Source organism: Streptomyces sp. NBC_00038 (assembly GCF_026343635.1).
Classification (GTDB): domain Bacteria; phylum Actinomycetota; class Actinomycetes; order Streptomycetales; family Streptomycetaceae; genus Streptomyces.
The window spans coordinates 8,770,963-8,783,376 of record NZ_JAPELQ010000001.1 but is presented as its reverse complement, the minus strand read 5'-3'; the positions used below and the strand labels follow the sequence as shown (position 1 = coordinate 8,783,376).

At 71.1% G+C, this 12,414-nt stretch carries 11 protein-coding genes; 5 read left to right on the top strand and 6 right to left on the bottom strand.

From position 1 onward, the window contains the following. Nucleotides 1-16: 16 nt before the first annotated feature. From OG219_RS39420 to OG219_RS39400, 5 genes are all read right to left on the bottom strand, one after another. Nucleotides 17-952 (bottom strand): carbohydrate ABC transporter permease, encoded by a 936-nt coding sequence (locus tag OG219_RS39420; RefSeq protein ID WP_266834880.1) that lies wholly within the window; start codon nucleotides 950-952, stop codon nucleotides 17-19. Continuing rightward, nucleotides 949-1,875, bottom strand: a complete 927-nt coding sequence (locus tag OG219_RS39415; protein ID WP_266834878.1) for a carbohydrate ABC transporter permease — start codon at nucleotides 1,873-1,875, stop codon at nucleotides 949-951. Before OG219_RS39415 ends, OG219_RS39420 begins: the two co-directional genes overlap by 4 nt. Before the next feature lie 2 nt (nucleotides 1,876-1,877). Then, nucleotides 1,878-3,275 carry an ABC transporter substrate-binding protein gene (locus OG219_RS39410; protein ID WP_266834876.1) on the bottom strand — a complete coding sequence of 466 codons (1,398 nt, stop codon included), beginning with the start codon at nucleotides 3,273-3,275 and terminating at the stop codon, nucleotides 1,878-1,880. A 181-nt stretch (nucleotides 3,276-3,456) separates the two neighbouring features. Then, complete coding sequence (locus tag OG219_RS39405) at nucleotides 3,457-4,500, bottom strand: LacI family DNA-binding transcriptional regulator (protein ID WP_266834874.1); 1,044 nt, start codon at nucleotides 4,498-4,500, stop codon at nucleotides 3,457-3,459. A gap of 228 nt (nucleotides 4,501-4,728) precedes the next feature. Next, nucleotides 4,729-5,754 (bottom strand): LacI family DNA-binding transcriptional regulator, encoded by a 1,026-nt coding sequence (locus OG219_RS39400; protein WP_266834872.1) that lies wholly within the window; start codon nucleotides 5,752-5,754, stop codon nucleotides 4,729-4,731. 109 nt (nucleotides 5,755-5,863) lie between these two features. Here OG219_RS39400 and OG219_RS39395 point away from each other — a divergent pair, with 109 nt between their 5' ends. After that, complete coding sequence (locus OG219_RS39395; protein ID WP_266834870.1) at nucleotides 5,864-7,024, top strand: Gfo/Idh/MocA family protein; 1,161 nt, start codon at nucleotides 5,864-5,866, stop codon at nucleotides 7,022-7,024. Here the strand turns inward: OG219_RS39395 and OG219_RS39390 are convergent. Beyond that, complete coding sequence (locus OG219_RS39390) at nucleotides 7,005-8,036, bottom strand: LacI family DNA-binding transcriptional regulator (RefSeq protein ID WP_266834868.1); 1,032 nt, start codon at nucleotides 8,034-8,036, stop codon at nucleotides 7,005-7,007. The genes OG219_RS39395 and OG219_RS39390 overlap by 20 nt on opposite strands. 107 nt (nucleotides 8,037-8,143) lie before the next feature. On the opposite strand from OG219_RS39390, the gene OG219_RS39385 reads away from it, so the two are divergent. From OG219_RS39385 to OG219_RS39370, 4 genes are read left to right on the top strand one after another with little or no spacing between them, the layout of a single operon-like run. Next, nucleotides 8,144-9,319 (top strand): phytanoyl-CoA dioxygenase family protein, encoded by a 1,176-nt coding sequence (locus tag OG219_RS39385; RefSeq protein ID WP_266834866.1) that lies wholly within the window; start codon nucleotides 8,144-8,146, stop codon nucleotides 9,317-9,319. A gap of 8 nt (nucleotides 9,320-9,327) precedes the next feature. Then, nucleotides 9,328-10,104 carry an SDR family oxidoreductase gene (locus OG219_RS39380; protein WP_266834864.1) on the top strand — a complete coding sequence of 259 codons (777 nt, stop codon included), beginning with the start codon at nucleotides 9,328-9,330 and terminating at the stop codon, nucleotides 10,102-10,104. Between the two features lie 43 nt (nucleotides 10,105-10,147). After that, nucleotides 10,148-11,152, top strand: a complete 1,005-nt coding sequence (locus OG219_RS39375; protein WP_266834862.1) for a Gfo/Idh/MocA family oxidoreductase — start codon at nucleotides 10,148-10,150, stop codon at nucleotides 11,150-11,152. After that, on the top strand, nucleotides 11,149-12,171 hold the full coding sequence (locus OG219_RS39370; protein ID WP_266834860.1) for a Gfo/Idh/MocA family protein: 1,023 nt from the start codon (nucleotides 11,149-11,151) through the stop codon (nucleotides 12,169-12,171). Before OG219_RS39375 ends, OG219_RS39370 begins: the two co-directional genes overlap by 4 nt. Nucleotides 12,172-12,414: the final 243 nt, after the last annotated feature.

Sequence of the window (12,414 nt, the reverse complement as noted above, 5' to 3'; positions counted from 1 at the left end):
GGGGTGTTGGGGGGTGCTACTGCTTCACGCCGCCGGTGGCCAGGCCGCTCTGCCAGTACCGCTGGAGCATCAGGAAGGCCAGGACGAGCGGGACGATCGAGATCAGGGAGCCGGTCACGACCAGGGCGATCAGGTCGCTGCTGGCTCCGGCGCCGCCGTTCTGCGCCTGGTCGGCCCAGCGGGACAGGCCGACCGTGATGGGGTACAGGTTCGGGTCGTTGAGCATGATCAGCGGCAGGAAGTAGTTGTTCCAGGTGGCGACGAGCGTGAACAGCACAACGGTCACCAGGCCGGGTGCGAGCAGCCGCAGCGCGATGGTGCAGAAGATCCGGAACTCTCCGGCGCCGTCCACGCGGGCCGCCTCGATGAGGCTGTCGGGGACGGCGTCCTCGGCGTAGATCCGCATGAGGTAGAGGCCGAAGGGGCTGATGAGGGAGGGCAGGATGACCGCCCACGGGGTGTTGACCAGGCCCGCCTTGGCGAAGAGCAGGTAGGTGGGGATGGCCAGCGCGGTGGTCGGGATCATGATCGCGCCGAGTACGAGGTTGAAGGCGGCGCCGTGGCCGCGGAACCGGTACTTGGCGAACCCGTAGCCGGCGGCGGCCGCGAGCAGCGCGGCGCCGAGTGCGCTCGCCCCGGCGTAGATGACCGTGTTGAGCAGCCAGCGTCCGAAGACGCCGTCGTCCTGGGTGAAGGTGGCCTTGATGTTCGCGAGCAGTTGCGGCGCGTCGGAGAACCACAGGCCGAAGCTGTTGAACAGGTCCTGGGTGCTCTTGGTGGAGGCGACGAGCAGCCAGAACAGCGGCAGCAGGAAGTAGCCGAGGACGGCCAGCATGGCGATGGTGAGCGGGGTGCTGCGGCGGTGGGCCGAGGACCGGCGCCGCGAGCGGGCCTCCACGGGCAGCCGTTTCGCCGTCGAGGTGGTCGGGGCCGCGGGTGTCACGGTGGTCATGAGGTCCTCCTGCGGTTCGCGGTGAGCAGGAAGGCGTACGACACGATCACGATGACCAGACCGAGGATGAAGGACACCGTGGCCGCGTAGTTGGTCTGCTGGCTGATGAAGGCCACGGAGTAGGCGTAGATGTTGGCGGTGTAGGAGCTGTCGATGACGTCCGGGGCGACCTTCGTCAACAGGTTGGGTTCGTTGAACAGTTGGAAGCTGCCGATCACCGAGAACAGCAGGGTGAGGGTCAACGCCGGTCGCAGCGCGGGGAGTTTGATGGACCAGGCGATCCGCCAGGCTCCGGCGCCGTCCATGGCGGCTGCCTCGTACAGCTCGGCAGGGACGGTGCGCAGCGCGGCGTACAGGATGATCATGTTGTAGCCGACGAACTCCCAGGTCACGATGTTCGCAAGGCTGCCGAGCATCCAGCTGTCGCTGAGGAAGTCCGGGGCCGGCAGGCCGAGATCGTGGCTGATCTGGGCGAAGGGGCCGAAGTCGGGGCCGTAGAGGTAGCCCCACATGAGGGTGGCGATCACGCTCGGGACGGCGTAAGGGACGAAGATGCCGAGCCGGATCACCCGGGAGAGCCGCAGCAGGCCGCTGTCCAGCGCGAGCGCGAAGACGAGGGCGAGGAACAGCATCACGGGAACCTGGATGACGAAGAACAGCGCCACGCGGCCGATGCCCTCGATGAGGAGCGGGTCCTTCAGGGCCGTCACGTAGTTGTCCAGGCCGACGAACGAGGAGCCGCCGATCAACTTCTCCTGGAACAGGCTCAGATAGGCGGCGTAGCCGAGCGGGGCGAGGAAGAGCAGCAGGAACAGCACCATGAACGGGGCGATGAACAGTGCGCCTGCCGTGCCGTGGCGCCGGCGGGGCGGGGACTTCGTGCGGGCGGACGCCTTGGTGGCCGCCGCTGTGGTGGTGGCCATCGTCAGCCTCCCTTGACCGTGAAGCCCTGGCCCTTGGCGAAGGTCGTGATGCGCGACTGCCACGCACCGAGTGCGCGGACGGTGTCGGACTTGTCGGCGAGGGACTTGCCGACGGTCTCGGTCCAGTCCGTGGCCACCCGGTCGAGGAACGGCGGCCACTGGAAGGCGGGGTCGACCTGGGTGCTGACGTCCGCGAAGACCTCGTTGACCTTCTGGCCGCCGTAGAAGTCGGGCGCGTCCCCGAGGAAGCTCGTGTCGGCGAGCAGTGCCTTGGTCGCAGGGAAGAAGAACTGCTCGGTCGCGAACATCTTGGCGCTCGCGGGGTCGCTGTTGAGGAACTGCGCGAACACCGCCGCCGCGATCGGGTTCTTGGTGGAGCGGATCACCGCGGTGGTCGAGCCGCCCCAGTTGCCCGAGCTGGGCTTGGCGGCGTCCCACTGCGGCAGCGGGGCGGCGCGCCACTTGCCCGAGGTGGCCTTGGCGGAACCGGAGAGGAAGGCCGGGCCCCAGGCTCCGGTGAGCCAGGTGGCGTACTTGCCCTTGTTGAGAGCGGCGTACCAGCCGTCGGTGAAGTCCGGCTCGACGCCGATCACGCCCTCCTTGGCGAGGGTGCCCCAGTACTCGCCGAGCTTCCGGGAGACCGCGTCGTCGACGCTGACGGTGATGTCGCTCTTGCCGGAGGTCACATACGGTTTGGCGCCCGCCTGCCAGAGCAGCCCGTGCCAGGCGGCGACCTGGTTGGCGGCGAGGTTGGTGAGGTAGACGTCCGGGTCGGCCTTGTGGAGCTTGCGGGCCGCGGCGGCGAACTCGTCCCAGGTGGCGGGGACTTCGATGCCGTGCCGGTCGAAGATGTCCTTGCGGTACAGCATGCCCATCGGGCCGGTGTCCTGGGGTATCGCCCAGATCTCGCCGCCGCTGCCGCTGACCTGCCCCCAAGTCCAGTCCACGAACGTGGACTTGAGCGCCGAGGCGCCGTACGGCCGCAGGTCGAGGAGGCTGTCGGTGATGGTGAAGGTCGGGATGGCCTGGAACTCGATCTGCACCATGTCCGGAGCGCCGCTGCCCGCCTTGAGCGCGGTGCGCAGCTTGGTGTACTGGGGCGTGCCCTGACCGGCGTTGACGACCTTGACCTTGACGGCCGGGTACTTCTTCTCGAAGAGCGCGACCTCCTTGTCGATGTTCGGGACCCAGGTCCAGAACGTCAACTCGGTAGGAGTCTTCATGGCCTTGTCGATGTCGGCCTGACCGACCGGCTTGCCAGCAGAACCGGCCGTACCGCCGCCGTCGCCACCACAGGCGGACAAGGTGGCGGCCAACGACAGCGCGCCCGTGGCGGCGAGGAAGCCCCGACGACTCAGGGGCGACGGCGATGAGGAGGGGCTGGAGAAGGGTCCAGACATGGTGAACTCCCGCAGATGGGTGTGAAGGACCGGCACACCGGGCAACGGCGTGCTGAAACTGCGTTCGGGTGGTGCCAGACGGTGCGTGACGGACGGGGCTGGGCCCCGTTAGGGGCGCGGGGAACTGCGCGACCAGCCCCCACCGGCCTGCAGAAAAGGAACCGCAGATCCGGCGAAGCGCTTAGCGGGCCGGCGGCGGCGCAGACGAGGCGCGGACGACGAGTTCGACCGGCGGCTCAGCCATCGGCAGCGGAGCCGCCTGAGGGTTCTCGATGACGTACACAAGGCGCTTCAGACCGTCCCGCGCCATGGCATCGAACGGCTGCCGAACAGTGGTCAACGGCGGAGCCACATACGCAGCGACGGGGATGTCGTCGAAGCCCACCACACTGACGTCCTCGGGCACCCGCAGCCCGGCCTCCGTCAGCGCACGGATCAGCCCGATGGCCATGTCGTCATTGGCGGCGAACACCGCGGTAACGCCGGCGTCCGCGCCCAGTTCGCGGCCGGCCGCGTACCCGGAGGCGGCCGACCAGTCGCCCTCGACGACCGCCGGTTCCTCCCGGCCGTGCGCGGCGAGCGCCGCGCGCCAGCCGTCGAGGCGGTCCCGGGCCGAGTACCAGCGCTGCGGCCCCGCCAGGTGGTGGACGGTGGTGTGGCCCAGCTCCAGCAGGTGCTCGGTGGCCGCTCGCGCCATCTGGCCGGAGACGATCCCGCCGGTCACCACGTGCTGGGCGGCGAAGGGCGGGGGTGCGCCGAGCACGAGGACCGGCACGTCGACCCGTACGGAGAGATCCGTGCCGTCTTCCTCGTCGATCGGCTCCGAGATGACGATGCCGTCCACGCCCTGGTCGAGGAGCGAGTCGACGGCCCCGGCGATGCCCGCCGTCTCGCCCTCCATGGTGTTGACCACGCGGAGTGCGTAGCCGGTGTCCCGCACGGCACGCTCGACGCCCATGAGCAGCGAGGCCGGACCGTACAGGGCGGTCCCGAGCGTCACCACACCGATGGACCGGGTGCGTCCGGAGGCCAGCGCGCGGGCCGCGTTGTTCGAGCGGTAGCCGAGTTCCTCGGCCGCCGCCAGGACGCGACCGCGCACCTCGCTGGAGACGTACGGCTCGTCGTTCATGACCCGGGACACCGTCTTCTGCGACACGCCCGCCAGGCGCGCCACGTCCACACTGCGCGGCGCGGCCCCCGCTCCGCGTCCTGCCACTGGTGTCATGGTGTCTCCCGCTCTCCGGCACCGAATTCTAGTCCCGGTCCGGCGTATGACTGCGCTGTCATGACTGCGCAGTCATATCTACGCAACGGGGCGGGGCGCGTCAAGACTTCGCGCAACATCTCTGTAATCCGGCGCGGCCCCGTGTCTCCAATCGGACGCGGCCCCGCGTCTCCAATCCCGCGCGGCCCCGCGTCTCCGGCAGGAACCCGCCGTACCGACCCTGAGCGATCAGCCTCTGACGGCGGCCGTGGTGCCCCGGATCTCCAGCGCGGGCGCCGCGAGATGGACGCGGCCCGGAGTGCCGGGTGCGTCGAAGCGGTCGAGGAGGCAGCGGGCCGCGCGGCGGCCGACCTCGTGGCCCGCGTTGTCGACGGTGGTGAGCCGGACGTGGCGCAGCCGGGAGATGCTCGTGTTGTCGTAGCCGGTGACGGAGAGGTCCCGGGGGACGCTCAGGCCGAGTTCCTCGGCGGCCGACAGCGCGCCGACCGAGGCGATGTCGTTGACGGCGAGGATGGCGGTGGGCCGCCGCGGACCGCTGAGCAGCCGCACCGTGCTGCGGTAACCGCCCTCCTCGGTCATGTCGCTGGGCTCGACGATCGCGCCGTCCGCGAACCCGTGCGCCCGCATCGTCGCCTCGAAGCTGGCCCGGCGCAGCTCGCCGACGGCGCCGTAGCCCGCGATGTGCGCGATCCGGCGGTGGCCGAGGCCGATGAGGTGCTCGGTGACCAGCCGCGCGCCCCGCTCGTCGTCACCCGCCACGACGTCGACGCCGGGCGGTACCGGCTCGCGGGCGCCCGCGACGACGACCGGGATGCGCTCGGCGACCGTGCCGAGCGCGGCCGGGTCGGGGAGGGTGCCGACCACGACGATGCCGTCGACCCGGAGGTCGAGCAGTGGTCCGGCTGGGTCCTGGCCGGTGCGGCGGTTGAGGCGGGCGTCGGCCAGGAGCATGTGCAGGCCGTTGTCGTGCAGCAGCGGGTTCAGGCCGTCCAGGAGGTCCACGAACCACGGGTTGCGCAGGTCGTTCAGGAGGACGCCGACCGTGCGGGTGCGCTGTTCGCTGAGGCTGCGCGCGGCGGCGTTCGGCCGGTAGCCGAGTTCGGTGACGGCACGCAGCACGGCCTCGCGCTTCTCGGGGCGCACCTGGTCGGAGCCGCGCAGCACCAGGGAGACCAGCGACTTGGAGACACCGGCCTGTTCGGCCACGTCGCGGATCGTCGGCGGTCTCGTGTCCGGACTCGTCGGCGGTCGCATGTCTGGACCGTTCCATGCGCCACTCGCGCTTGTCAAAGGCTTGACACCAGGTAGAACCCCGCCCAGGGTGGCCTGGACAGAATATGGACCGGTCCAAAGAAGGGCTGTCATGGTGGATGCGCTCGGTGTCGCCGTCGTCGGATTCGGCTGGATGGGCCGGGTGCACACCCAGGCCTACGCCCGCGTCCTGCACCACTACCCGCAGTTGGCCCTGCGCCCGGAGCTGGTGACGGTCGCCGAGGACGTCCCGGGCCGGGCCGAGGAGGCCGCCGCGCAGTTCGGGTTCGCCTCCGCGGTCCGCGACTGGCGCGAGGTGGCCGCCGATCCGCGCATCGGGGCGGTGAGCATCACCGCGCCGAACTTCCTGCACCGCGAGATCGGCGTCGCGATGGCCGAGGCCGGCAAGCACATCTGGATCGAGAAGCCGGTGGGCCTGACCGCGGCGGACGCGGGTGCGGTGGCCGACGCGGTCGCCAAGGCCGGCGTCCAGGGGACGGTCGGTTTCAACTACCGCAACGCACCCGCCGTGGAGGCGGCCCGCGAGCTGATCGCCTCCGGTGAGCTTGGCACGGTCACGCATGTCCGCGTCCGCCTGTTCAGCGATTACGCGGCGCATCCCGAGGGCGCGCTGACCTGGCGGTACGAGCGGGAACGCGGCGGCAGCGGAGTGCTCGGCGACCTGGCCTCGCACGGCGCGGACCTGGCCCGCTACCTGCTCGGCGACATCGCGTCGCTGACCGCCGACACGGCGATCTTCGTGCCCGAGCGGGCCCGCCCGACCGGCGCGACCGCCGGCCACGCCCGGGCCTCCGGCGGCGAACTGGGCCCGGTCGAGAACGAGGACTACGTCAACTGCCTGCTGCGCTTCGCCTCCGGCGCCCGCGGTGTCCTGGAGGCCTGCCGGGTCTCGGTCGGCGAGCAGAACAACTACGGTTTCGAGGTGCACGGCACCAAGGGCGCGGTGTTCTGGGACTTCCGCCGGATGAACGAGCTGGGCGTCAGCCGCGGCACCGCGTACCAGGACCAGCCCGTCAGCACGGTGTATGTCGGCCCGGGCGACGGCGAGTTCGGCGCCTTCCAGCCGGGCGCGGCGAACGCCATGGGCTACGACGACCTCAAGGTGATCGAGGCGTACCGCTTCCTGCGCTCGATCGCCGAACGCACACCGTACGGGGCGACGTTGGCGGACGCCGTGCACAGTGCGGCCGTACTCGATGCCATGGCGCGGTCGGCGGAGAGCGGCGCGTGGGTCAACGTGGCGGTGTCGTAGGCATGTTGTAGGGCGTGACGACCTGGATCGGCGACGGCAGCGTCGGACCGGCGGGCGGCAGGGCGTCCTGGGCCCGCATGACGAGGCGGCAGGCTTCACGCATGTCCTGGCGCAGATCGTGGTGGAGCACGGCCGACAGGCGCTGTTCGCGCAGCAGCCGGGTGTTGTCGTGGTCGAGGTCGTGGGCGATGAACACGGCGCATTCGCGGCCCAGGTCGGCGAAGGCGCGCAGGATCGCGATGTTGCCGCCGCCGATCGAGTAGACCGCCCTGATGTCCGGGTCGCGCCTGAGCGCGGCCCGGACGAGGTCGTACTCGGTGGCGTCCAGGCCCTGCCCCTCGGCGATCTCGACGAGGTTCCGCTCGGGGTGCCGGGCGCGCATCGCGCCCCGGAAGCCCATCTCGCGCTCCTCCTCGTTGCGGAAGAACCCGCTGCTGAGGCTGGTCAGCACATTGCCGGGCCGGTCGCCGAGCCACTGGCCCATGAGATAGGCGGCCGTCGCGCCCGCCGCCCGGTTGTCGATGCCGACGTAGGCGAGCCGGGCGCTGGCGGGCAGGTCGGTCACCAGGGTGACGACGGGTATGCCGGCGGTGACGAGCCGGCCGACGGCGGCGGTCACCTCAGGCACGTCCGGGGCCTTGAGGATCACGCCCTGCGAGCCGCGCCGCGCGATCCGGTCCAGCGTCCTGACGAGTTCCTCCACCGGCCCGGTCTCCCGGAAGTGGAAGCGTGAGCGCACAACGGCCGGGTGCAGGTCGGGCAGCTCGGCCTCCAGCGCGGCCTTCACGGCGGTGGAGAACCGCTCCGGCGTGTGCATCACGATGTCGATCATGAACATACGTCCGACCAGCCGGACCTGGGTGCGCTGCCGGTCCAGGTCGGCGATGGCCTGGCGCACCTCGCGTTCGGTGCTCTCGCGGACCCCGCCCCGGCCGTTCAGGACCCGGTCCACGGTGGCCTCGCTGAGGCCCGCCTGACGTGCGATTTCCCTGATCGGGAAGGGGTGGCCCATACGGCGGCTCCCTGAAGGGTTTTTGATGGGTCACTGCTGGTTGTTCGAAGGGTTTGTCATGACAAGAATGACAGAGCCGCACCGCACCATGACCCGAGGGGACGACGATGTCCTTCACTTCCGCCGCACCCGGCGCCTGGCTCTCCGAGCAGGACTGCGACCTCGATGCCTTCCGCACCCTGGTCGAGCAGCCGACGGACCTCGCCGGGTTTCCGTACGCCACCTCGGTGGAGCGGAACGTCCTCGTCTACGACAGCCACCGGCTGCGCAAGTCCGTGGCCGCCGGTGAGCGCCGCGAGGTCCAGGCCGAGCTGGTCCGCGCGTTCGCCGACGGGCCCGGCATCGTGGTCCTCCGGGGCGCCTTCCCGGACGCGTCGGTCGTGGACCGTACGACCGCCGTGTTCGACGCCCTGATCGCCGAGCAGCTCGCCTCGGGCGCGGGCGCCGGGGACCACTTCGCCAAGCCAGGGGCCAACGACCGGGTGTGGAACGCCCTGGAGAAGGCCGCGCTCTACGACCCTGAGGCGTTCGCCGACTACTACGCGAACGACATCCTGGCCCTGGTGTCGGCCGCCTGGCTCGGCCCCGGCTACCAGATCACCTCGCAGGTCAACGTGGTCAACCCGGGCGGCGCGGCGCAGACCGTGCACCGCGACTACCACCTCGGCTTCCTCAGCAACGAGGTCGCCACCGGCTACCCCGCCCATGTGCACCGCCTCTCCCCCGTGCTCACGCTGCAGGGCGCGGTCGCGCACTGCGACATGCCGGTCGAGTCGGGGCCCACGATGTATCTGCCGCACTCGCAGAAGTACGAGCCGGGCTATCTGGCCTGGCGACTGCCCGAGTTCCAGGCCTACTTCGAGACGCACCACATCCAGCTCCCCCTCGCCAAGGGCGATGCCGCCTTCTTCAACCCCGCGCTCTTCCACGCGGCCGGCACCAACCGCACGACGGACGTCCGGCGCATGGCCAACCTGCTCCAGGTGTCCTCGGCGTTCGGGCGGGCCATGGAGACGGTGGACCGCGAGGCGGTGAGCAACGCGGTCTTCCCCGTACTGCTCAAGCGCAAGGGCGAGGGCGCGGGCGAGGAGTGGCTGGACACGGTCGTCGCCGCCTGCGCCGAGGGCTATCCCTTCCCCACCAACCTCGACAGCGACCCGCCGGTCGACGGAATGGCACCGCGCACGCAGGCGGATGTCGTACGCCGTGCGGTGCGCGAGGAATGGACCCCGGAGGCGCTCCGCGAGGAGCTGCGGGCCGGTACCGAACGACGCGAAAGCTGAGGAACAGCATGGGACTTCTCGACGACAAGGTCGTCCTCGTCAATGGCGGCAGCCAGGGCGTGGGCGCCGCCATCGCCCGGGCCGCGGCGCGCGAGGGCGCGGTGGTCGCCGTCAGCGGCCGTCGCCCCGAGCCCGGTGACGCCCTCGTCGCCGAGCTGACCGGGGCGGGCGGCAAGGCGATGTTCGTACGCGCCGACCTGTCGGACGCCGAGCAGGCGAAGGCGGCCGTGGCCGAGGTGATCGCCGCGCACGGCCGCGTCGACTGCCTGGTGAACTCCGCCGGGCTCACCACCCGCGGCACCCTGCTCGCCACCACGCCCGAACTGTTCGACCAGCACATCGCGATCAACCTGAAGGCGCCGTTCTTCGCGATGCAGGCGGCGGTGGCCGACATGACGGCCCGCAAGGCGCCGGGCACCATCGTCAACATCGGCTCCAACTGCGCGCACGGCGGGCCGCCCCACCTGGCGGCGTACTCCGCGGCCAAGGCAGGTCTGGCGGGCTTGACGCGCAACGCCGCGCACGCCCACCGCTTCGACCGGGTCCGGATCAACGACCTGAACATCGGCTGGACCGCGACCGAGGGCGAGGACGCCACGCAGAAGGCCTTCCACGGCGCGGGGGACGACTGGCGGGAGGAAGCCGCCGCGAAGCTGCCGATGGGCAAGCTCGGCCAGCCGGACGAGATCGCCGACTTCGTCGTGTTCCTGCTGTCCGACCGGTCCGGGGTGGTCACCGGTTCGGTGATCGACTGGGACCAGAACGTCCTCGGCGCCCTCGACTGACCCCCCTTGCAGAACCCGCACTTCCCAAGGAGCAAGAACCCTCATGCGTATCGGAATCCTCGGCCTCGGCCGCATCGGCGCGTTTCACGCCCAGACCCTGTCCGGCCTCGACGCCGTCGAGTCCCTCGTCGTCAGCGACCCGTTCGCGGACGCCGCCAAGGCCGCCGCCGAGCGGTTCGGCGCCCAGGTCGCGGACTCCCCGGAGGCCGTACTGGCCGCCGGCGTCGACGGCATCGTCATCGCGGCCGCGACCGACGCCCACCCCGCGCTGATCCTGGCCGCGGTCGAGGCGGGCGTGCCCGTCTTCTGCGAGAAGCCCGTCGCCAAGACCATGAGCGAGGGCGTCCAGGTCCTCAAGGCCGTCCAGGGCAGCGACGTGCCGATCCAGATCGGCTACAACCGCCGCTTCGACGCCGGCTTCGTCGCCGCGCGCGCCGCCGTACAGTCCGGCGAGCTGGGCAAGCTGCACACCGTACGGTCGACCACGCTGGACCCGGCGCCGCCGCCGGCCGCGTACATCGCCGCCTCCGGAGGCATCTTCCGGGACTGCTCCGTGCACGACTTCGACATCATCCGCTGGGTGACCGGCCGCGAGGTGACCGAGGTGTACGCGGTCGGCGCCAACCGGGGCGCCGACTACATCAAGGAGGCGGGTGACGCCGACACCACCGGCGCGATCCTCACCCTGGACGACGGCACCATCGCGGTGGTCTCCAACTCCCGCCACAACGCCCGTGGTTACGACGTCCGCATGGAGATCCACGGATTCACGGACTCGATCGCGGTGGGCCTGGAGGACAAGCTGCCGCTGCGTTCCGTCGAGCCCGGCGTGACCTTCCCGGCGGGTACCCCGCACGACTTCTTCATGGACCGCTTCACGGCCGCCTACCAGGCCGAACTCGCCGCGTTCACCGAGGTCGTGGCCGGCACCCGGCCCTCCCCGTGCACGGTCGCCGACGCTCTGGAGGCCGGCTGGATCGCGGACGCGTGCACACTGTCCCTGCACGAGCACCGCCCCGTCACGATCCAGGAGGTACGGGAAGCATGAGCGAACCGGGCCGGGAACCACTGCGCATCGGAGTGCTGGGAGCAGCACGGATCACCGAGAACTCGCTGATCGGCCCGGCCCGGTCGACCGGCCACCGCGTCGTCGCGGTGGCCGCGCGCGACCGCTCCCGCGCGCAGGCGTACGCCGCCGCGCACGGCGTCGAGCGGGTGGCGGACTCCTACGCCGACCTGCTCGCCGACCCGGAGGTGGAGGTCGTCTACAACCCGCTTGCGAACGGCCTGCACGGACCGTGGAACCTCGCCGCGCTGGCGGCGGGCAAGCACGTCCTGTCGGAGAAGCCCTCGGCGAGCAACGCCGGGGAGGCGGCCGAGGTGCGGGAGGCGGCCGCCAAGGCCGGGACCGTCTTCATGGAGGCCTTCCACTACCTCTTCCACCCGGTCACCCGGCGCCTGCACGAAATCCTGGAGAGCGGTGAACTCGGCGAACTGCGCCACGTCGAGACCCTGGTCGCGGTCCCCGCCCCGACGGACACCGACCCTCGCTGGTCGCTTGAACTGGCCGGCGGCGCCGTGATGGACCTGGGCTGTTACTGCCTGCACGCCCTGCGGATGCTGGCCCCCTGGGCGGGCGGCGCGCCGCGGCTCGTCTCGGCCCGGGGCGGCGAACGCGCCGGTGCACCGGGCGTCGACGAGTGGCTGGACGCCGACCTGGCCTTCCCGGGCGGCGCCACGGGCTCCGCCCGCTGTCACATGGCGTACGACGAGCTGGAGATGAGCTGCCGGATCGTCGGATCGCGGGGTGAGGCGACCGCGCCGAACTTCGTCCTGCCGCACCGGGACGACCGGGTCGTCGTCCGCACCCCCGACGGCGAACGCACCGAGCGCCTGGGCGCCCGCTCCTCGTACACCTACCAGTTGGAGGCCTTCGCCGCCCGGGTGCGCGAGGGCGCCCCTCTGCCGCTGGACGCGGATGACGCGCTGGCGACGATGACGCTGATCGACGAGTGCTACCGCGCGGCGGGCTTCGAGCCCAGGCCGCGTGTCTCGGCGACGCGGTAGACGAACGAGGGGTAAGGCTTCGCGGTCGCCCGCTGTTCCCACGCCCGGACGGTCTCGTCCGGGCGTTCTGCTTGGGCGGGACCGGAGGCATTTGCTCTGCAACAGGGCGAGTTGTGGTTCACAGGGCTCGGGATCCCCGGGCCGCGAGGCGCCCCGTCACCAGCCTCGGGGCGGACGTGCCGCGAGCGGGACCCTTGATACGGGTCCCGCTCGACCGGCTCGGCGCCGCCCCGTCCTGGCGGG

Coding starts and splice junctions, on each gene's coding strand:
- OG219_RS39420 (WP_266834880.1), bottom strand. CDS start 952: ATGACCACCGTGACACCCGCGGCCCCGACCACCTCGACGGCGAAACGG.
- OG219_RS39415 (WP_266834878.1), bottom strand. CDS start 1,875: ATGGCCACCACCACAGCGGCGGCCACCAAGGCGTCCGCCCGCACGAAG.
- OG219_RS39410 (WP_266834876.1), bottom strand. CDS start 3,275: ATGTCTGGACCCTTCTCCAGCCCCTCCTCATCGCCGTCGCCCCTGAGT.
- OG219_RS39405 (WP_266834874.1), bottom strand. CDS start 4,500: ATGACACCAGTGGCAGGACGCGGAGCGGGGGCCGCGCCGCGCAGTGTG.
- OG219_RS39400 (WP_266834872.1), bottom strand. CDS start 5,754: ATGCGACCGCCGACGAGTCCGGACACGAGACCGCCGACGATCCGCGAC.
- OG219_RS39395 (WP_266834870.1), top strand. CDS start 5,864: ATGGTGGATGCGCTCGGTGTCGCCGTCGTCGGATTCGGCTGGATGGGC.
- OG219_RS39390 (WP_266834868.1), bottom strand. CDS start 8,036: ATGGGCCACCCCTTCCCGATCAGGGAAATCGCACGTCAGGCGGGCCTC.
- OG219_RS39385 (WP_266834866.1), top strand. CDS start 8,144: ATGTCCTTCACTTCCGCCGCACCCGGCGCCTGGCTCTCCGAGCAGGAC.
- OG219_RS39380 (WP_266834864.1), top strand. CDS start 9,328: ATGGGACTTCTCGACGACAAGGTCGTCCTCGTCAATGGCGGCAGCCAG.
- OG219_RS39375 (WP_266834862.1), top strand. CDS start 10,148: ATGCGTATCGGAATCCTCGGCCTCGGCCGCATCGGCGCGTTTCACGCC.
- OG219_RS39370 (WP_266834860.1), top strand. CDS start 11,149: ATGAGCGAACCGGGCCGGGAACCACTGCGCATCGGAGTGCTGGGAGCA.